Origin of the sequence: Streptomyces callyspongiae, assembly GCF_047200695.1 — a bacterium.
GTDB lineage: Bacteria > Actinomycetota > Actinomycetes > Streptomycetales > Streptomycetaceae > Streptomyces.
In genome coordinates this window covers 1-18,439 of sequence record NZ_JBJZOM010000029.1, presented here as the reverse complement: position 1 = coordinate 18,439, position 18,439 = coordinate 1, and the positions used below count along the sequence as shown (strand labels likewise).

Genomic DNA, 18,439 nt, shown 5'->3' with positions numbered 1-18,439 from the left:
GGTGAGCCGGAAACCCGGGGCCCGGAGGTCTCCGGGCCCCCGGGCCCCATGGGCGCTCCGGGAAGGAGTGAGCCCTACTTCTCCCAGCCGATCAGCTCGGCCGGCCCCAGCGTGCCGTAGTGGCCGTAGAACTGCGCCGAGCCGTAGTTGGCCAGCCCCTTCTTCGTAGCGATGATGGTCGGGCCGTTGAGCAGCGGCATGATGCCGAAGGTCTTCATGGCCTCGACCTCGACCTCGTTGCCCACCTCGATCTGCTTCTCGGCGGTCGGCAGCTTGCTGACGGCCTTGACCTCCTTGTCCATCGACTCCGGCACGGAACGGGACACGTTCAGTGTGCTGTCGGAGCAGTACATCTGGCAGATGTAGGCGGTGCCGTACGGGTCACTGGAGATGAAGCCCATGCCGAAAATGTCGAAGCTGCGCTCGCTGAAGACCTTCTGGAAGTCGGCGGACGGCCGGTTCTGGATGTTCAGCTTGACGCCGATGTTCTTCATCATCTGCGCGATCGCGGTGACACGGGCCTTGGTCGTCGGGTTGTCACCGATCAGGACGTAGTTGAGCTCGAGCTTCTTGCCGCCCTTGCTGCGGACGCCGCCCTCTCCGGCCTTCCAGCCGGCCTTCTCGAGGGCCTTCTTGGCCGCCTCCGGGTCGAACGACACGAGGTTGCCGAAGTTGTCCTGGTAGCCGTCCTGGAAGGGGAACAGGATGAACGAACCGGGCAGCGGCTCGGTGTAGTCCAGGCCCTGGAAGCTGATCTTCGCGAGCTGGGCGCGGTCGATGCCCTCCATGAGGGCCTCGCGCACCTTAACGTCCTTCAGCGCGGGCGAGGTGCTGTTGAAGACCAGCAGGTTGTTGGCCGTGGTGGTGCCGCGCCGGATGTCGATGCCCTTCATCGACTCGACCTGGTTGAGGCGCTCGGCCGTGCTCACCTCGGTCGCGTCGATCTGGCCGTTCTTGAACGCGTTGAGGGAGGCGCTCGCCTCCATCTGCACGAAGGTGAACCTGTCCAGCTTGGGCTTCGCACCCCACCACTTCGGGTTGGGCACGAAGGAGACCGTGCCGCCCTTGGAGTCGAATTTATCGATCTTGTACGGGCCGGCGCCCCACTCGGGGCGCGGGTCGTCCACCATGGCCTCGTTGAACGGCTTCGGGTCCGCCATGTCCGGGTGGACCACGTGGGGGAAGAGGATCTCCCACCACACGTAGGTGCCGTCGAAGGTCACCACCGCCTGGTCGGCGTTCTCGCCCTTCTCCACCGAGGTGATGCTGGAGTAGCCGTCGGTGGAGCCGACGCTGTAGTCGTCGTTCTGACCGTTCTGCGCCTTCCAGGAATCGCGGAAGACGGTCCAGTCGAAGTCCGTGCCGTCGTTCCACTCGGCCTCGGGGTTGATGTCGTACGTGACCTGGGTGTTGCCGTCGACGGTGGTCTGTTCGACGTTGGTCAGGTAGTCCTTGTTGAAAGTGACGTTGCCCTTGGGGTCGTTGTACGACAGGTTCGGCGTGTAGAACCAGCTGATCTTTCCGGCGTACAGGGACGCGTCACCGTGAAGGTCGTTGAGCTGGTCGGGTATCTCGGTGATCGGCAGCGTCACCGACCCGCCCTGCTTGACGTTCCCGGCAGGCTGGGGGTTGTAGGCGGTGAGCACCTCGCTCTCCGACGTCGCCCCCTTGTTCTCCTTGTCCGATTCCTCGGATCCGGAGCCACCGCTGCACGAGGCGAGGGCGAGCGAGGCGACGGCGGCGAGGACGACGCTCCTCAGTGCTTGTCTGTTCATCGGTCTGCTTTCTGTTCGGCGAGTTCTTCGGTGATGTGCTGCTCCGCGAAGTGACAGGCATCGCGGTGGTCCAGGCCCTCCCTCCCGGTGAGCTCCGGTGTCTCGTCGCGGCACCGTTCCTGCTGCCTCTTGTCCAGCCTCTGGTGGAGCGGGCACCTGCCGACGAATCGACAGCCCGGCCGGTCGTCGGTCGGGCTCGGCAGATCGCCCCGGAGCAGGATGCGGTCCCGCGTGCGCTCGGCCTGCGGATCCGGCAGCGGAATCGCCGACAGCAGCGCCTGCGTGTAGGGGTGCCGGGGGGCGCGGAAGACCTCGTCGGTCGCGCCGATCTCCACGATCCGGCCCAGGTACATCACCGCGACACGGTCGGAGATGTGACGCACCACCGACAAGTCGTGCGCGACGAAGAGGTAGGACAGTCCCAGGTCCGCCTTGAGGTCGTTGAGCAGGTTGATGACACCCGCCTGCACCGATACGTCCAGCGCCGACACGGGCTCGTCCAGGACCACGAGTTTCGGCTCCGTCGCCAGGGCGCGGGCGATGCCGATGCGCTGTCGCTGGCCGCCGGAGAAGGCGGTGGAGAAGCGATCGCGGTGCTCGGGGTCGAGTCCGACCAGTTCCATGAGCTCCTCGACCCGGCCGGCGAGGGCGTTCCTGTCCCGCTCGCCGATGGCCCGCAGCGGTTCCGCCAAAATGTCGAAGACGGTCATCCTGGGGTCGAGCGCGCCCATCGGGTCCTGGAAGACCATCTGGATGTCGCGCCGGACCGCACTGACCTGCTGTTTCCCCTTCAGGCCCGCCACATCCACGCCGGAGACGGAGATCGCGCCCCGTTCCGGCCGGCGCAGCCCCATGATCTCCAGCAGTGTCGTGGTCTTCCCGCAGCCCGACTCGCCGACGAGGCCGAGGGTCTCCCCCTCGCGGATGTCCAGATCGATGCCGTTGACGGCGAAGACGGAGCCGACGCGGCGCTTCAGCAGCGCTCCCTTGGTGAGAGGGAAGGTCTTGGTGACACCGGACAGTTCCAGCACCTTTGCCCGGTCCTCACGGGGGCGGACGGCGAGTTCGCCCTCCTTCCGCGCGGGGACGGGGAAGACGGGCGCGCCGTCGATCGCGCCGTTCTCGGTGATCTCCTCAGCGCGTAGGCATGCCGCCCGGTGGTCCCCTCCCGGCCCGGGAGAGGACACCGTCACCAGCTCGGGCTCAGCGGTGCGGCAGGAGGTCTGCACCACGGGGCAACGTGCCGCGAACGGGCACCCGTCGGGAAGGTCCACCAGCAGGGGCGGGGTGCCCTTCACCGGCACCAGGGCTTCCTCGGAGCGGTCGAGTCGGGGGATCGCTCCCATGAGCCCGAGGGTGTAGGGCATGCGGGGGCGGGTGAACAGCTCGTCCACCGGCGCCTTCTCCACCGCCCGTCCGGCGTACATCACCATCACGTCATCGGCGGAACCCGCGACCACCCCGAGGTCGTGGGTGATCATGATGACGGCTGCCCCTGTCTCTCGCTGGGCCGTCCTCAGCACGTCGAGGATCTGAGCCTGGACCGTCACATCGAGCGCGGTCGTCGGCTCGTCAGCGATGATCAGGTCGGGGTCGTTGGCGATCGCGATAGCGATGACCACCCGCTGTCGCATCCCGCCGGAGAATTCGTGCGGGAAGGCCTTGACCCGTTGGTCGGGCTGCGGGATGCCCACCAGATCCAGCAGGTCGACCGCCCGCTTCCATGCGGCAGGCCCGGAGATGTCCTGATGAACCTGGAGAGCCTCGACGATCTGCCGGCCGACCGTGAAGATGGGAGTCAGCGACGACAGCGGGTCCTGGAAGATCATGCCGATCCTCCGGCCGCGCACCGCCGACATCTGCCGGTCGTCCCGCTCGAGGAGATCCTCCCCGTCCAGGGCGACCTCGCCCGCGACGGCGGCGTAGTCGGGCAGCAGCCCCATGACCGCCATGGACGTGACCGACTTGCCCGATCCGGACTCGCCGACGATGCCGAGAGTCCGTCCCCGGTGCACATCGAAGGAGACACCGCGCACGGCATCCACCCGGCCTGCCTCGGAGGGGAAGCTCACCCGCAGATCGCGAACGGACAGCAGCGGCGTCGCCGTGCCGCGTCCCGTGGTGGCCGTCTGCTGCTCGATCATGCGCTGCCTCCGGACTGCGAGGTGGGGTCGAGTGCGTCGCGCAGGCCGTCACCGATCAGTGCCATCGCCACGGTGAGCAGCACCACGGCGACGGCGGGGAAGTAGAACAGCCAGGGGGCGGTCGACAGGGTGTTCTGCCCGCTCGCGAGCATCGTGCCCAGGGAGACGTCGGGGTGTTTGACGCCGAACCCGATGAAGGAGAGCGCCGTTTCGGCCTGGACCGTCGTCGCCACACCGAGAGTGAAGGTCACGATCAGCAACGAGCCGACGTTGGGCACCATGTGCCGCAGGATCGTTCCCAGCGGCCCGACGCCCATGAACCGGGCGGCGAGAACGTACTCCCGCTCCCGCAGCGAGGTCGCGAGCGACCAGATGACGCGGGACGTCAGCATCCAGCCGAACAGCGTCAGCACCACGATGAGCACTTTCCAGTCGCCCCGGAAGTGGGTGCCGACGAGCGCGATGATGAGGAAGGAGGGCAGGATCAGCAGGAAGTGCACGAACCCGAGCATCGCTCGTTCGGCCTTGCCTCCCAGGTAGGCCGCGGTGGTACCGAAGAGCGCGGCGATCACCGTGGTGAGCAGGGAGACGGTGAGTGCGATGATCAGTGAACGTCCGAGCCCGTGCACCAATTGCGCGTAGGTGTCGTTGCCCGCCTGGTTGGTGCCCAGGAGGTGTGTTCCGGTACCGGGCGGCACCGACAGCGCCGTGAAGTCGGGTTCCCTGTGGTTCCATTCGGTGAAGAGCCCTCCGGTGAGGGCCAGCAGCGCCAGAAGGACGAAGATCGCCAGCCCGGCGACGGCGCCGCGGTTGCGCAGGAAGCGCCGGAGGTAGAGCCGGGCCGGCGACAGCCGCTTCCCGGTCCGCCCGGGCCGGTCCGTGCTCGGGGCGCCGGGTTCCTCCGTCGCCGGTTCGTCGGTGTCCGGCCCGAGGCCGGGCATGTTGAGGGCCACGTCAGTTCACCCGGATCCTTGGGTCGAGAGCGACGACGACGATGTCGGCGAGGATCGCGCCGATGGCTGTCATCAGGGCGCCGAAGGCCGCCACGGCCACGGCCCCGTGCACGTCGTTGGTACTGATGGTCTTGATGAAGTACTCCCCCATGCCGTGCCAGGCGAAGACCGTCTCGGTGATCACCGCGCCGGTGAACAGCGCGGGCATCGCGAACGCCACCTGGGTGGCGACGGGAATCACGGAGGTCCGGAGTCCGTGTCGCCGGATGGCCTGCTGCCGGGTGAGCCCCTTGGCCCGGGCGGTGCGCACGTAGTCGGAATTGATGTTGTCCAGCAGCAGCGAGCGCTGCAACAGGTGGTAGGCGGCGTAGCTGATGAAGGTCAGTGAGATCGTCGGCAGGATCGCGTGCTCCGTCCGAGAGACGAACACGTCCCAGACTCCCGAGACTTCAGGGTCCTGCGAACCCGCCACCGGCAGCAGCGTGCTGCCCAGTGCCTGGTTCAGCCAGATGGTGAGCAGCACGACGCCCAGCGCGGCCACGGCCGAGGGCGTGTTGAAGGAGATGACAGAGATTCCCTGCCACGCACGGTCGGAGCGCCTGTACTGCCGGGACGCGGTGAAGACGCCCAGTCCGACGCCGATGACGATCGACAGGACGGTCGCCCCCAAAACCAGTTGACCGCTGGCCAGGGCGCGGTAGACGATTTCTCCGTTGACGCTTCCACCGGTGGGAGAGGATCCCCAGTCGAAGTGCAGCAGGATGTCGCTGAACCAGTGCCACCAACGCTCTACGAGAGGAGTCTCGGGACTGAGGTTGTAGCGGGCGAGGGAATGGTTGATCTCGTCCGGAGACCGCGGCGGTCGGAGCGCGATGTAGTTCGAAGCCGGCTTGAGGAATGCGTTCGCCAGGAAGTACGTAATATTCGCCGCCACCACTATCATGGCAACCCAGCCAACCGCCTTGCGGGCGACATATCGCAGCACCGTGACTTGACCTTTCGTCAGCGAGGCAAGAGGCCTGCCGCGCCGCTCCGGCAGGAAGAAGGAGTTTCGAAACGGGGAGCTTCTGCGGGCGCCCGTGCGCGAATGCCCCGTGGAGGACAACGGGGCTGCGCACGCCTCAATGCGTGATCTCCGGGACCTGCGCCCGGAAGCCCGCGGGCGCCGCCTCCCGACGGTGAGGCAGCCAAGAAACGCAGCATCGAGACATGGAGCGACAACCTCACCGCTGAGCGACAGAATGTTGACCGTTGCGCGAAATCACAGCGTCCAGCGAGAGACTCGCAAGCCGCAACATCGAACGTCAAGAGTTGTCAGGTCGCAATAGCATTAAGGGTGTTGGTTCACGGAACCACCTCCTGTCACGTGTCCGGCGATGCCGGACATGCACCGCGGCCTCCGCGGGGCAGATGGAGGCGACCCGAGCGCTGAGGCTCCCGGACCGGGTTCGCCGCCGCCCCGCCGGCCGGAGGAACGCCCGGTTCGGTCACCCGCGGAGCCCGTCGCGGCCTACGATGGCCGCCAGGCAATCCCCGTTGGCAGAGGAGCAGTTGTCATGGCCGAGGCCGTATCCGGCGTGGACCAGTCGAAACCCAGCATCGCCCGGGTCTACGACTATCTCCTCGGCGGCAAGGACCACTACGAGGTGGATCGGGCCATCGGGGACAAGTTCATCGACGATCTGCCCGGTTCGGTGGCCATCGCGCACGTCAACCGGCAGAACCTGGTGCGCGCCGTGCGGGAGATCGCGCAAGCGGGCGTCGACCAGTTCATCGACCTGGGCAGCGGTCTGCCGTCCGCGGACAACGTCCACCAAGTGGCGCAGCGCCACGCTCCGGATGCTCGCGTGGTCTACATCGACAGCGATCCCATCGTTCTGGCCCACGGCCGGGCCCTGCTCGATGGGAACAAGGGAACTCGCGTCATACAGGCGGACGTTCGCGACCCGCAGGGCATCCGGCAGCACCCGGAGACCAAGCGGCTGATCGACTTCGACCGGCCCGTGGCCGTGGTTCTCAGCGCGATCCTGCACCACCTCAACGACGACGAGGATCCCCGGTCGATCGTCCGTTACTGGCAGGACCAGGTCCCCTCCGGCAGCTACTTCTTCATCTCGCACTTCCGCAGCGGTCACAACAAGGAGACCGCCGAGGCCGAGGGCCTGCTCCAGGAGACCTTCGGCCGCGGGCGCTGGCGCACCGACGAGGAGATCCGGGATCTCTTCGGCGACATGGAGATCCTTCAGCCGGGCATCGTGCCGTGCTCCCTGTGGCGGCCGGATGCCACGGACGGACTGAGCCGCATCGGCGAGGCCGAGCAGGAGCTCACCGTCTGGGAGCAGTTGATCGTGGGAGCCGTGGCACGGAAGCCGTGACGCGCGAGGGGCGAGCGGTCCCTCCCGGCCGGTCCTCCGGTTCGGCTCCGCGGCCGCTCCTCACTGTCGGGCCGTCCCGGACCGTGCGGTCGGGCGCGCACTCCCCCGTCGAACGGGCCCGACGCTCGCCCGGCACCGTCAGGAGGCGGCGGGAACGACCACGACGGGGCAGGCCGCGTGGTGCAGTGCGGCATGGCTGACCCGACCGAGCTGGAGGCCGGTGTGCCCGTGCCTGCGCGGCGCCCCGATGACCAGGAGCGCACCCTCCTCGGCCCGTTCGAGGAGCACACGGTGCGGAGGCCCCTCCTCCACCCGGCGGCGCACCTCGACCTCCGGGTGGTCGCGCTGCGGCCCGTACAGCACGTCCGTCAGCACCGAGGCGGCGCGCTCCTCGTGGACCCGGCCGGAGGCGTTCTCCCCGAAGAGCGGGTGGTCGAGGGTCTGGGTGGCGGGGGAACGCCAGGACCTCACGGCCAGCAGCGGGGAGCGCCGTACCGCGGCCTCCCGGAACGCGAAGTCGTGGGCGGCGGAGCCCTCCGTGAGGTCTCCCACACCGAGGACCACCGGCCGGGCGGTGTCCTCCCAGGCGGTGTGCGGGCCGCGCACCACCACGACGGGGCAGTGGGCACGGGAGGCCACGGCGAGACTGACCGATCCGAGCAGCAGCCCGGCGAACCCGCCCCGGCCGCGATGCCCGGTGACGACGGCGAACGCTTCGTAGCTCTCCTGCACGAGTCCGGCTTCCGCCTCCTGCGGAAGGATCTCCGTCGTCACCTTGAGCGCAGGCTGGCGGAGTCCGGCCCGTTCGGCCGCGGAAGCGACGATGTGCTCCGCGAGGGTCTGGAGCGGCGGCCGGCCGGTACGGAAGTCGGGGACGACGTTCTCGTACCGTTCCCACAGCGAGGCGTGCACGATGCGCAGTTCCCGCCCGTGTCGCGTCGCCTCGTCGGCCGCCCAGTCCACGGCCGCGAGGCTCGGCGACGATCCGTCGGTGGCCACGACCAGGGGCAGTTCCACGGTGTGTCACCCCTTCTTCCCGGCCCGCCCCGCGGGCTGGGGCCGTCCTGCGAGTGGTGCCGCGCCGACCGCGGCAGAGAGGTGCCGCACGTGCGCGTCCGGTCCGGGGAAGACGAGCGTGGTGCGTCCCGTGTCCGACCAGCGCACGTCGTACGGAGGAGAGCCGTCGTCGTGGTGCAGTCCGACGACTTCGCCGTCGCGGGGTGCCGTGCCTTCCTTGGGGCTCTCGACGACCAGTTGGTCTCCGACAGACGCTTTCATGCTCGACCCTCCTTCTCGGTTCGGCGTTCCGTCTCGGCGATCAGCCGGGCCTGCGCCCCGTCCAGCGGGCTTCGACGACGGCCCACTCCTCCTCCCAGGCCCGGAGCCGGCGCCTGTCGACCAGTCGTCGCAGGACCTGGCGGCCCGCGAACCCGACGGTGACGACCCCGGCGGCAGCCATCAGGGCCGCCGCCCATCCGGTGGCCCGGGCGGACGTGGAGCGGGGCGGAGTCGTGATGGTGCCGTCGCGGTCGGTCCACACGCGGACGGTGTCGCCCTTGTCGGCGGTGGCGGGCACGGTGGCGACGTCCCTGTGGCGGTCGCCTTCCGGCCCTGTCCACCGGACCTGCGCCTGGTGGGTGGTGCCCGACGGTGCCGCGTCAGCGGTTCCCCAGGCATCGGTGACGAGCACGGCACTGACCTGCTGACGTGCGGCACGCTCCTCCCGCAGGGCGGAGTCCTGGGAGGAGTACCCCGCGTTGCCCGCAGCGAGAGCGGCGGCGAGGGCGCCGATCACGACCGTGACGACGAGCCACCGCTCGAGCCGGGCCTGGAGACGGTCCACGGGCCGCTGCAGTGGATTGGGCCGGGATGCGGAAGGCCCGCTGGGGCCCGGCGAGGCGTGGGGGGAGCGGCTGCCGTTCACGGGAGACTCCCTTCCTCCTGCCGCAGGGGTGCGGCGGCGTCACTCGTCGGCTCCGCGGACTCCTTCAGCGTCGGGTGTTCCACGGCGCGGCAGCAGGGGCCACTGGTCCCGGGTGGGAGCCGGTCGGGCCCCCGGCCGCGGTTGCGGCGGGCGTCCGCCGGCGTCGTGACGGGGATGCGGTGCGCGGCGCCCGGCATGCGTCCGGCCCGTGGTGGCGCTTCAGTACCACGGGCCGGACGTGCGCGTTCCCCGCGCTTCCTCGAGTCTGTGGGGCGGTGGCGCGTGGAGGCAGGGGCCGGTCGGCCCCGGAACACGCCGAACGTCCTCGGTGGCGCGGGGTGCCCGGGCGCCGCGGAGGGCGGGCCCATCGGTCCCGCGGCCGGGCCGTGTGGCCCCTGTGCGGGAGTGCGGGGCGCCGGTGAGGCTGTCGGTGTCACCGTCGGACCGATGGTGTCCGGCTTCCCGAAGGAGGAGACCGGTTTCCATGACGCTCACGCTGCACCTGCTCGACGAGCTGTCCACCGGGGGCAGGGCCCGACTGCTGGAGCACGGTCACGGGGTGAGGTTCGCGCAGGGCACGCGCATCTTCCACGAAGGACACCGGGCGGACCGGTTCTGGGTGCTGGAGAGCGGCGCCGTGCGTCTGGACCTGACCGTGCCGACCCGCCCTCCGCTCCTGGTGGAGACGCTGCACAGCGGCGATCTCCTGGGGTGGTCCTGGTTCTTCCCTCCCTACGAGTGGCATCTGGGGGCCCAGGCCGACGGTCCGGTCTCGGCACTCGAGTTCGACGCCGCCGAGGTGCGGCGGCAGTGTGCGGCGGACACGGACCTGGGGTACGAGCTCGCCTGGTACGTGGCCCGGATCATCGGGCACCGGCTGCAGCGGACGCGGTTCCGGCTTCTCGACATCTACGGCCCCAACGGGCTCGCCCCCGAGTCGGAGGACGTGTGATGAACCGTTCGCCGCACGTCGTGAACGACGTGATGAGTCAGCCGGTGGTCGCCGTGGGCGCTGAGGCCTCTTTCAAGGAGATCGCGGAGGCGCTGGAGAGGTGGCAGGTGAGCGCCGTTCCGGTGCTGGAGGGCGACGGGAGGGTCGTGGGTGTCGTCTCGGAGGCCGATCTGCTGCCGACGGAGGGGGCCCGCGACGACCCGTCCTCGCCGGCCGAGGAGGTTCGTCGCGCCGACGAGCCGCTGTGGGCGGGGGCGCTGACGGCGCGGGACCTGATGAGTGCTCCCGCCGTGTCCGTGCGTGCGGACGCCACACTCCCGCAGGCCGCCCGTGCGATGGCGCGGCGGCGTCTGAAGAGGCTGCCGGTGGTGGATGTGGAGGGCCATCTGGTCGGCATGGTCAGCCGGAGCGACCTGCTGAAGGTGTTCCTGCGCTCGGACCGTGACATCGAGCAGGAGGTGCGCGAGCAGGTCGTCCGGCCGCTGTTCCCTGCGGCCCCGGCCCCCGAGGTGCGGGTCGAGGAGGGGATCGTGACGTTCACCGGTTCCTTCGGGGAGTCGTCGCTGGTGCCGCTCGCGGCCCGTATGACGCGCTCGGTCGAGGGCGTGGTGGACGTGGAGTTCCGCCTGGCCCCGCCGGACGCGGGCCGTGCACCGGGCGACGGCGAGCCGTCCTCACTGGCGGGGTGACCGACCGTGCACGAGGATGGGACGCGTGGTACATCCGCGTTCGCGGAGGAGGAGCCCGGAATGACACGGCACAGCGAACCACCGGTCCCCACGGCCTCCCCGATCAGGGTGTTCCTGGTCGACGACCACGAGATCGTCCGCCGCGGGCTCCTCGACCTCCTCGGAGCCGAGGCGGACATGGAGGTCGTGGGCGAAGCCGCCACCGCGGCCCAGGCCGTCGCACGCGGTCCGGCTCTGCGGCCCCACGTGGCGCTGCTGGACGTGCGGCTGCCGGACGGGAACGGCATCACGGTCTGCCGTGAGCTGCGCTCCCGCATGCCCGACCTGGCCTGTCTGATGCTCACCTCGTTCGACGACGACGACGCCCTGCTGGACGCGATCCTCGCGGGGGCGGCCGGATACGTACTGAAGCAGATCAAAACCTCCGACCTGGTGGCCGCGGTGCGAACCGTCGCGTCCGGGCAGTCGATGCTGGACCCGGCCACCACGGGACGGCTGCTGGAGAGCCTCCGGGGAGAGCCGGAGCAGGCGGAGGACAATGGTGCCCTGGGACGGCTGTCGCCGAGGGAGCGGGAGATTCTCGCCCTGATCGGCGAGGGGCTGACGAACCGGCAGGTGGGGGAACGTCTGTACCTGTCGGAGAAGACGGTCAAGAACAACATCTCCCGGTTGCTCGGCAAACTCGGCGTGGAACGCCGTGTGCAGGCAGCGGTGATCGCCACCGAGGCAGGCATCCGGCCCTCTGCCGAGCGCCGGCGCAGCTGAACCGTAGCGGAGGGAGTCGCCATGACGTCCGGGACTCTCGAAGGGGCCACCCTGGACCGGGTGGTGTCGGCCGCGGTGACCGCCCCGTCGATCCACAACACGCAGCCGTGGCGGTTCCGGCTCGCTGCCGGCGGCACTGCGGTGGAGGTCTGCTCGGCGCCCGACCGCTCTCTCCGGTTCACCGATCCCCGGCATCGTGCGCTGCACATCTCCCTCGGAGCAGCCCTGTTCAACCTGCGGGTGGCACTGGCGCACGAGGGCTGGCGTGCGGCCGTGCAGATCCTTCCCGACCCCTCCCGCCCGGACGTGGTGGCCCGGGTGCACGTGGTGCAGCGGGTGGGGGCGCCGCCGGGCCTGGCCGGACTCTACGACGCGGTCTGGCGGCGTCACAGCAGCCGGCGGCCGTTCTCCGACGACCGGCTCCCGGCGTCCGCGGTGACGGCGTTGAGCGAGGCCGCCCGGCGTGAGCAGGCGGCGCTCCGCATCCCCACCGGCACGGTGGCCGCGCATCTGCTCGCTGCGACGGCCGAGGCGGAACGGCGCAACGAGCGGGATCCGGCCCGGCGGGCGGAGAGCCGCTCCTGGGTGCGCCAGGCGGGCCGGGACGGCATACCGATGACCGCGCTGGGGCCGCAGGACAGCACGGGAGGGCTGCCGATGAGGGCGTTCGCGGGAGCCGGTCGCGGCGGCCGCCCGGGACCGGCGCCGTTCGAGAAGCGGGCCACGATCGCCGTCCTCACCACCGAGCACGACCGCAATGCCGACTGGGTGGCGGCCGGGCAGGCCCTGGAACGCGTCCTGCTGACGGCCACCGTGCTGGAGGTGCGGTTCTCGCTGCTCTACCAGGCGATCGAGTGGCCGGACATCCGGGCGGAGCTGCGCGCGCACGACCCGGGGCTGGGGGCGTACCCGCAGATGCTGATGCGGTTGGGGTACGGCCCCGAGGGGCCCGCCACTCCGCGTCGTCACGTGCGTGAGGTGGTGGCCGACACCCCGTGATCCACGCGGTGGCCCTCACCCCGGGGTCAGCGGTACCGACCATTCCAGGTGGGTGCCCCGTTCCCCGTTCGGTCGGATCTCGCAGTGCCCACCGAGCCTCGCGGCACGTTCCTGGAGGTTCCGCAGCCCGCTGCGCGGTCCGGCGTCCCTCCCGATCCCGATGCCGTCGTCGCGCACCACCAGGCCGGCCCGGCCGTCACCGACCGTGAGTTCGACCTCCGCCGCCTTCGCCTCCGCGTGCCGGGCGACGTTCGAGAGGGCCTCCCGCAGGACGGCCTCCAAGTCTTCCGCGACGGCCCGGGGCACGTCCGTGTCGACGAGTCCGTCCATGCGGACGGCAGGGGTGAAGCCGAGTGTCTGGGCCGCCTCCTCGACGACGGACATGAGACGGACCCGCAGGCTGCGCCGCCCGGCCTGCTCGGCGTGCTGCCGGAGACCGAAGATGGTGGAGCGGATGATGCGGGTGGTCTCGTCCAGGTCGTCGACGGCGCGGAGCAGGCGTTCCCGGGCCTCGGGGTGGTCGACGAAGCGCATCGCGCTCTGGACGGAGATGCCGGTGGCGAAGAGTCGCTGGACGGCGAGGTCGTGGAGGTCGCGTGCGATGCGGTCCCGGTCCTCCAGCAGGGCGACCTGTTCGGCATCGCGCCGCCGGTCGGCGAGTTCCATCGCCAGTGCGGCCTGGCCGCCGTAGGCGAGCAGCGGCGCGGTTTCGACGTCGGTGAACACCGCCATCGGATCGGTGCGGGCCAGGAGGAGCACGCCCCGCACACCGTCCTCGGTGACCATGGGGGTGGCCACCGCCGGGCCGAGGCCCTTCCAGCGCGGCGGGCCGGCCGTGACGCGCGGGTCGTGTGCGATGTCGTTGCTGGTGATCGGCTTGCCTGCGTCGGCGGCGGCGCCCACGAAGGTGCCGCGGCGCGGCAGGACGAGATCGCGGTGGTGCTCCGCCCCGGTGCCCGTGGCCAGCACGACGCGCAGGTCGCCGGTCTCGGGGTCGGGCAGTGCGAGGGCGCCCATGTCGGCGCTGAGGATGCGGCGGGCATGCTGCACGACGAGGTCCAGTACGGCGGGTTCGTCACTGCCGGAGAGCAGGCTCTCGGTGATCTCGGCGTTGGCCTCCAGCCAGCGCTGCCTGCTGCGTGCCTGCTCGTAGAGCCGTGCGTTGTCGATCGCGACACCCGCGGCGACGGCCAGCGTGGACAGCAGGGCCTCGTCCTCGGCGTCGAACTCCCGGCCGTCCCGCTTCTGGGTGAGGTAGAGGTTCCCGAACACCTCGTTGCGGATCTTGATCGGGACGCCGAGGAAGGAGTGCATCGGCGGGTGGTGGGACGGGAAGCCGCTGGAGGACGGGTGACGCGCGATGTCGGCGAGGCGCAGCGGCTCCGGGTGGCGGATGAGTTCACCCAGCAGCCCGTGGCCGGTCGGCAGGGGCCCGATCGCGTCGATCTGCTCCGGGGACACGCCGACCGGGATGAATTCGGCGAGGGTGCCGTCCTCGCCGATGACGCCGAGCGCGCCGTACTCGGCGTCGACGAGGACCGTCGCCGCTTCCACGATGCGGCGCAGCGCTTGTGGGAGGTCCAGCCCGCTGCCCACGGAGAGGACCGCTTCGAGGAGGGTGTGGATGCGGTCGCGGGTGGAGCGCATGGCGTCGATGCGGACCTGCAGCTCCTCCAGGAGTTCGTCCAGGTGGAGCTGCGGCAGACGGCCGCGCTCACCGATCTGGTGGTTCACCGGGCCTCCCGCTGGACTGCTGGACGGCTCTCCGTCCACGGTAACCGCGGCGGCGGTGAGGGGCCCTCCGGGCGAGCCGCCGGGGCGGCACCGGCCCGGGGGTCAGGCGGCGATGTCCAGCACGTCCGCCACGGGACGGCGGGGGGTGGCGGGGCCCGCGGGGCCGTAGCCGAGGCGCAGGATCATCTGCACCGCTCCGGCTGCGGCGAGCGGGTCGCGCAGCGGCCAGCGGGTCTCTTCGCGTTCGAGCGCCTCGGTGGCGAAGGCGGTCGCGACGCCCTGCTGCGTCGCGGTGAGCAGGACGCGTTCCATCGCCTGACCGGCCCGGACCCAGTCGGAGATCCGGTCTCCGTGGGTGCTGAGCAGCGCCAGCTGCGGATGCTCCTCGTAGTGCCCGACGCCCTGTCCGGCTGCCGGCAGTCCGCCTCCGAAGTCCCGCACCGGAGCGCGGCCGCCCCGTTTGCGCGGGCCGAAGGCGTAATCCGGTATGCCGTCGGTCATGGTGGCCGTGGCGGTGGCGCCGGAGCTGCCGCCCACTCGCGTCCAGTGGGCGAGTTCCTCCCGGCCGAGCACGTCGGTGCGGTTCTCCGCAGAGGCTTCGTGGGCCAGTTCCAGGACCCACTGGAGGTGCCACGCGGCGGGGAAGGTCAGCAGGACGCCCTCGCGGGCGGCCGCGTCGATGAGCGAGTCCCGCACGGTCTGCGGCAGGCGACGTTCCGCGAACGGCTCGCGGCTGGTGCGCCGCTGATCGACGGCGGGAGCCAGTCGTGCCAGGTCGGCCTCGATGTGTCCGTCCTCGTCGAACCAGACGACGGCCAGGAGGCCCGCGTCGTCGGGCTCCGGGAGGATCCGCACGATCACCCGCAGTCCGGCCGCGGCGGAGGCCGCACGGAGGTTCAGCAGTGCGGCGCCGCACCCCAGGTGGAGGGCTCGGCCGTCGGGGTCGGCGTGCGGCAGGCCGCGCTCGGGGTCGGCGTGCACCTCGAAGGCGCTCTCGCCCCTGACGTACCGGAAACGCCACGGTTGTGCGTTGTGCATCGAAGGGGCGGAGGCCGCGGCCGACGCGAGCGTGCCGGCGGCTTCCTCCGAGAGGCGGATGGGGGCGGTCACGGGAGTGCTCCTCTGCTGGGCCGCGTCAGGTGCGGCTGGGTGCCGGATCCGGTGTCCGTTTCCGGCGTTCGGGTGTGGAAGGAGAGTTCGACGCCGCAGCAGCCGTTCCGGGGGCTTCTGCGAGGTCGTTTCCAGCACATCGTCGGCGGTGAGCGGGTACAAGGGGCCGAGCGGCCCTCCGGCCCCGGCCGTCCGGCCCGATCGTCGTCGGGGCGGGCATGTGAGGGTCATGGTGCCGCTCCGTGCGGGGCGAACAGGTCGAGCAGCCGGGCGCGGGCCTGTTGGAGCCGGTGCCCGGTGATCTCTGCCACACGGGTGGCGACCGCTCGGCCCAGTTCCGGGTCGGCGTCGCACATGCGCCGGACCTCGGGGGCGTCGAACTCCAGGGCACGGACAGGGCTGAGGGTTTCCGCGCCGAGGTGCCAGGTGTACGGAGGTATGAGCCAGGACCAGCCGACGAGGTCGCCCGGGTGCAGCGTGTCGACCGCGGCGGGCCTGCGCCCGGGGACGGCCATGTCGAGGATCACGGTCCCGGTGCGCACGATCCAGAAGCGGTCGGCAGGGCTGCCCTCCTGGAAGAGCCGTTCCCCGGCGGGGAAGTTCACGTCCCGGGCCGCGGTCAGCAGGTGGTCCCGGCTGCCGGGCGGCAGCACACTCAGGAGGCTCGTGGCGGTGCTGATCATCACTCGCTCCTTCCTCCTGCGGCACGGCACGGACGCGCCGGTCCGTTGCCGCCAGCCTTTCGCCGGGAGAACCGGCGCGCGCAGGGCCGAAGGGCCCTGTGTGGGACCCGCTCGGCCCTCGTACCGCCGTCGCGCGCGACGGGAGTCTGAAGGCGGACGAACACGGAGCCCGAGAGGGAGACGACCATGCACGCACCGATGGAACGCCGCCGCGGCACGATGTCGCTGCCCGACCTGTTCGACTGGGTGGTGCCCGACTTCCCGGCGCTGCCGGGCATGCACGGAGCGCACGGCATCCGCATAGAGGAGGAGTTGACGGACGGCTCCTTCACGTTGCGGGCCGAGCTGCCGGGCATCGATCCCGAGCAGGAGGTCGACATCACCGTGGAGGGCGACATGCTCACCATCCGCGCCGAGCGCAGTTCACGATCCGGGGACCGGCGGCACAGCGAGTTCCACTACGGTGCGCTGGCCCGGTCCGTGCGGCTGCCTGCCGGGGCGAGGACCGCCGATGCCCGGGCCGACTACCGCGACGGCATCCTGACCGTGACCGTGCCGGTGCCCGAGGAGACCGGGCGGGGGCCGCGGAACATCGCGGTGGAGCGCCCGGAGAGCTGACAGTCTCTCCGGATACGGGCGCCGCCCGCCGCCCCGTGCGGCTCCGGACGGCGCCCGCAGCCGGAGCTTGCGTCCCGGAGGAACGATGGCGGAGATACCGGTCACCGTGGGTGTGGACGGCTCCGACGCCAGTCTCGCCGCTGTGCGGTGGGGGGCGGCCGAGGCGGCCCTGCGGGGTGTTCCGCTGCGGCTCCTGCACGCGCACCGGTGGCGTGGCGACAGCCGGCAGTTCTTCGTCGGGACGTCGGCCGAGGAGGAACGAGTGGTGGAGCGGATGCGGGCCGCCTGCCAGGAGGCGACACAGCGGCACCCGGAACTGGCGGCCGCCGCGGAGGAGACGCCGCAGGCAGCCGTGGAGGCGCTCCTCGAAGCTGCCGAAACCTCGGCGCTGCTCGTCCTGGGCTCACGGGGCGCGGGTCGGTTGTCCGGCTTCCTCACGGGCAGTGTGGCGCTTCCGGTGGTGGCGCACGCCACCGGCCCCGTCGTCGTGGTGCGCGACGGGACCGACGACGTCTCGCAGGTGCCGCCGGACAGCCCCGTGGTCGTGGGGCTCGACGTGGAGCACCGGATCGATCCGGTGGCCGGCTTCGCCTTCGACGAGGCGGAGAGCATGCACCGTCCGCTGGTGGCCGTGCACGTGTGGACGCTGCAGCATCTCTACGCGTACCCCTCCGCGCTGCCCGACCCGCGTGTCGGAGCCGGCCTGGAGGCCCGGGCCCACCGTGCGCTGGAGAGCGGCCTGGGCCCCTGGTGCGCCGAGCATCCCGACGTGAAGACGCGCCGGCTGGTACTGGACGGGCGCGTGGACCGCGCCTGCTGCAGGCGGCGGAGGAGGCCTGTCTGGTGGTGGTCGGCCGCCGTCTGCACAAACGGCGTTCGCCTGCCGCCCCGCTGGGGTCGGTCACGCACGCCGTACTCCACCATGCCGCCGCTCCGGTGGCGGTGGTCCCGCACTACTGACCGAGGGAACCGCAGGAGAGCACCCATGCAGCATCGCACCGTGAAGGACCTGATGACCCGGGACGTGCAGATCGTGGAGCGGTCGACGCCGTTCAAGGACGTCGTCCGGCTGCTGGCCGAGCGGGATGTGACGGCGGTGCCCGTCGTGGACGCCGCGGGCAGGCCGGTGGGTGTCCTCTCGGAGGCCGACCTGTTGCGCAAGGCGGCCGACCGGCCCGGCCCCGAGGGCCTCGTTCCGCTGCCCGCCCTGGAGGAGTGGGAGCGTGCCAAGGCGGAGGGGGCCAGGGCGGAGGAGCTCATGAGCGCGCCTGCGGTGTGCGCGCGGCCCGACTGGACGGTCGTGGAGGCCGCGCAGCTGATGGAGGTTCAGGGCGTCAAACGCCTGCCGGTGGTCGACGAGGCGGATCGGCTGGTCGGCATCGTCAGCCGCGGCGACCTGCTGCGCGTCTTCCTCCGCCGCGACGACGCCATACGCGACGAGATCCACGGGGCCGTGTTCCGCGACACCCTGCACCTGGCGCCCTCCGAGGTTACCGCCGACGTGCGGGGCGGCCGCGTGGAGCTGACCGGGAGGGTGGAGGTGCGGAGCCTCATTCCGATCCTGGTCCGGCTGTGCTGTGCGGTGGACGGCGTCGTCGCCGTCCGCGAGAACCTGTCCTACCGGACCGACGACACCCCGCAAGCGTCCCGCATCCCCACCTGAGCCGACCTGAGCCGTGGCCCCCCGGCGCCCCGGGGGGCCGGCGCCCGGCGGGGGG

Annotated in this window: 18 protein-coding genes and 1 pseudogene; 9 read left to right on the top strand and 10 right to left on the bottom strand. The window is 71.0% G+C overall.

The window, feature by feature from the left end; genetic code table 11:
• Positions 1-74: 74 nt before the first annotated feature.
• From ACL06G_RS21030 to ACL06G_RS21015, 4 genes are read right to left on the bottom strand one after another with little or no spacing between them, the layout of a single operon-like run.
• Positions 75-1,775, bottom strand: coding sequence for an ABC transporter family substrate-binding protein (locus ACL06G_RS21030; protein ID WP_412836499.1), 1,701 nt, complete (start codon positions 1,773-1,775; stop codon positions 75-77).
• Positions 1,772-3,919: an ABC transporter ATP-binding protein gene (locus ACL06G_RS21025; protein WP_412787362.1), complete on the bottom strand. Its 2,148-nt coding sequence runs from the start codon at positions 3,917-3,919 to the stop codon at positions 1,772-1,774. The genes ACL06G_RS21030 and ACL06G_RS21025 overlap by 4 nt, the downstream gene beginning before the upstream one ends.
• A complete protein-coding gene (locus tag ACL06G_RS21020; RefSeq protein WP_412787361.1) occupies positions 3,916-4,872 on the bottom strand; it encodes an ABC transporter permease in 957 nt (318 codons plus the stop codon). The genes ACL06G_RS21025 and ACL06G_RS21020 overlap by 4 nt, the downstream gene beginning before the upstream one ends.
• Before the next feature lies 1 nt (position 4,873).
• Positions 4,874-5,815 carry an ABC transporter permease gene (locus ACL06G_RS21015; protein WP_503167835.1) on the bottom strand — a complete coding sequence of 314 codons (942 nt, stop codon included), beginning with the start codon at positions 5,813-5,815 and terminating at the stop codon, positions 4,874-4,876.
• A 613-nt stretch (positions 5,816-6,428) separates the two neighbouring features.
• Here ACL06G_RS21015 and ACL06G_RS21010 point away from each other — a divergent pair.
• A complete protein-coding gene (locus tag ACL06G_RS21010) occupies positions 6,429-7,247 on the top strand; it encodes an SAM-dependent methyltransferase (protein ID WP_412787359.1) in 819 nt (272 codons plus the stop codon).
• Between the two features lie 138 nt (positions 7,248-7,385).
• Here ACL06G_RS21010 and ACL06G_RS21005 read toward each other — a convergent pair whose 3' ends face one another.
• Genes ACL06G_RS21005 through ACL06G_RS20995 form a run of 3 tightly spaced genes read right to left on the bottom strand, consistent with a single transcriptional unit; the run spans position 7,386 to position 9,171 of the window.
• On the bottom strand, positions 7,386-8,264 hold the full coding sequence (locus tag ACL06G_RS21005) for a universal stress protein (protein WP_412787358.1): 879 nt from the start codon (positions 8,262-8,264) through the stop codon (positions 7,386-7,388).
• Between the two features lie 6 nt (positions 8,265-8,270).
• Positions 8,271-8,525, bottom strand: a complete 255-nt coding sequence (locus tag ACL06G_RS21000) for a DUF1918 domain-containing protein (RefSeq protein ID WP_412787357.1) — start codon at positions 8,523-8,525, stop codon at positions 8,271-8,273.
• 40 nt (positions 8,526-8,565) lie between these two features.
• A complete protein-coding gene (locus tag ACL06G_RS20995) occupies positions 8,566-9,171 on the bottom strand; it encodes an Rv1733c family protein (RefSeq protein WP_412787356.1) in 606 nt (201 codons plus the stop codon).
• Between the two features lie 484 nt (positions 9,172-9,655).
• Between ACL06G_RS20995 and ACL06G_RS20990 the strand changes: the two genes are divergently transcribed.
• The 4 genes from ACL06G_RS20990 to ACL06G_RS20975 are packed head-to-tail and all read left to right on the top strand — an operon-like array spanning position 9,656 to position 12,576.
• Positions 9,656-10,123, top strand: a complete 468-nt coding sequence (locus tag ACL06G_RS20990; protein WP_412787355.1) for a Crp/Fnr family transcriptional regulator — start codon at positions 9,656-9,658, stop codon at positions 10,121-10,123.
• On the top strand, positions 10,123-10,812 hold the full coding sequence (locus ACL06G_RS20985) for a CBS domain-containing protein (RefSeq protein ID WP_412787354.1): 690 nt from the start codon (positions 10,123-10,125) through the stop codon (positions 10,810-10,812). Before ACL06G_RS20990 ends, ACL06G_RS20985 begins: the two co-directional genes overlap by 1 nt.
• A 60-nt stretch (positions 10,813-10,872) precedes the next feature.
• Positions 10,873-11,577 (top strand): response regulator, encoded by a 705-nt coding sequence (locus tag ACL06G_RS20980; RefSeq protein WP_412787353.1) that lies wholly within the window; start codon positions 10,873-10,875, stop codon positions 11,575-11,577.
• Positions 11,578-11,598: 21 nt separating this feature from the next.
• Entirely contained in the window at positions 11,599-12,576 is a 978-nt protein-coding gene (locus ACL06G_RS20975; protein ID WP_412787352.1) for an Acg family FMN-binding oxidoreductase, read from the top strand.
• A gap of 15 nt (positions 12,577-12,591) precedes the next feature.
• Here the strand turns inward: ACL06G_RS20975 and ACL06G_RS20970 are convergent, their stop codons facing one another.
• From ACL06G_RS20970 to ACL06G_RS20960, 3 genes are all read right to left on the bottom strand, one after another.
• Positions 12,592-14,310 (bottom strand): GAF domain-containing sensor histidine kinase, encoded by a 1,719-nt coding sequence (locus tag ACL06G_RS20970; protein ID WP_412787351.1) that lies wholly within the window; start codon positions 14,308-14,310, stop codon positions 12,592-12,594.
• 102 nt (positions 14,311-14,412) lie between these two features.
• Entirely contained in the window at positions 14,413-15,420 is a 1,008-nt protein-coding gene (locus ACL06G_RS20965; protein WP_412787350.1) for an Acg family FMN-binding oxidoreductase, read from the bottom strand.
• 227 nt (positions 15,421-15,647) lie between these two features.
• The gene (locus ACL06G_RS20960; protein WP_412787349.1) at positions 15,648-16,103 is read right to left on the bottom strand and encodes a cyclic nucleotide-binding domain-containing protein; all 456 of its coding nucleotides are present in this window, start codon (positions 16,101-16,103) and stop codon (positions 15,648-15,650) included.
• 186 nt (positions 16,104-16,289) lie between these two features.
• Here ACL06G_RS20960 and ACL06G_RS20955 point away from each other — a divergent pair, with 186 nt between their 5' ends.
• The 4 genes and pseudogenes from ACL06G_RS20955 to ACL06G_RS20940 all read left to right on the top strand — a co-directional run bounded on the left by ACL06G_RS20955 (position 16,290) and on the right by ACL06G_RS20940 (position 18,384).
• Positions 16,290-16,721 (top strand): Hsp20/alpha crystallin family protein, encoded by a 432-nt coding sequence (locus ACL06G_RS20955; protein WP_412787348.1) that lies wholly within the window; start codon positions 16,290-16,292, stop codon positions 16,719-16,721.
• Positions 16,722-16,806: 85 nt separating this feature from the next.
• Positions 16,807-17,157, top strand: a pseudogene (locus tag ACL06G_RS20950) (universal stress protein); the annotation flags it as partial.
• 203 nt (positions 17,158-17,360) lie between these two features.
• A complete protein-coding gene (locus tag ACL06G_RS20945) occupies positions 17,361-17,681 on the top strand; it encodes a universal stress protein (RefSeq protein WP_412836501.1) in 321 nt (106 codons plus the stop codon).
• Positions 17,682-17,706: 25 nt separating this feature from the next.
• Positions 17,707-18,384 carry a CBS domain-containing protein gene (locus ACL06G_RS20940; RefSeq protein ID WP_412787346.1) on the top strand — a complete coding sequence of 226 codons (678 nt, stop codon included), beginning with the start codon at positions 17,707-17,709 and terminating at the stop codon, positions 18,382-18,384.
• The last annotated feature ends 55 nt before the right edge of the window (positions 18,385-18,439 follow it).

What these genes read in the sequence shown, in the direction of transcription:
- ACL06G_RS21030 (WP_412836499.1), bottom strand. Translation starts at nt 1,775, where the DNA reads ATGAACAGACAAGCACTGAGGAGCGTCGTCCTCGCCGCCGTCGCCTCG.
- ACL06G_RS21010 (WP_412787359.1), top strand. Translation starts at nt 6,429, where the DNA reads ATGGCCGAGGCCGTATCCGGCGTGGACCAGTCGAAACCCAGCATCGCC.
- ACL06G_RS20980 (WP_412787353.1), top strand. Translation starts at nt 10,873, where the DNA reads ATGACACGGCACAGCGAACCACCGGTCCCCACGGCCTCCCCGATCAGG.
- ACL06G_RS21015 (WP_503167835.1), bottom strand. Translation starts at nt 5,815, where the DNA reads ATGATAGTGGTGGCGGCGAATATTACGTACTTCCTGGCGAACGCATTC.
- ACL06G_RS20985 (WP_412787354.1), top strand. Translation starts at nt 10,123, where the DNA reads ATGAACCGTTCGCCGCACGTCGTGAACGACGTGATGAGTCAGCCGGTG.
- ACL06G_RS20960 (WP_412787349.1), bottom strand. Translation starts at nt 16,103, where the DNA reads ATGATCAGCACCGCCACGAGCCTCCTGAGTGTGCTGCCGCCCGGCAGC.
- ACL06G_RS21000 (WP_412787357.1), bottom strand. Translation starts at nt 8,525, where the DNA reads ATGAAAGCGTCTGTCGGAGACCAACTGGTCGTCGAGAGCCCCAAGGAA.
- ACL06G_RS20955 (WP_412787348.1), top strand. Translation starts at nt 16,290, where the DNA reads ATGCACGCACCGATGGAACGCCGCCGCGGCACGATGTCGCTGCCCGAC.
- ACL06G_RS20940 (WP_412787346.1), top strand. Translation starts at nt 17,707, where the DNA reads ATGCAGCATCGCACCGTGAAGGACCTGATGACCCGGGACGTGCAGATC.
- ACL06G_RS20990 (WP_412787355.1), top strand. Translation starts at nt 9,656, where the DNA reads ATGACGCTCACGCTGCACCTGCTCGACGAGCTGTCCACCGGGGGCAGG.
- ACL06G_RS21025 (WP_412787362.1), bottom strand. Translation starts at nt 3,919, where the DNA reads ATGATCGAGCAGCAGACGGCCACCACGGGACGCGGCACGGCGACGCCG.
- ACL06G_RS20975 (WP_412787352.1), top strand. Translation starts at nt 11,599, where the DNA reads ATGACGTCCGGGACTCTCGAAGGGGCCACCCTGGACCGGGTGGTGTCG.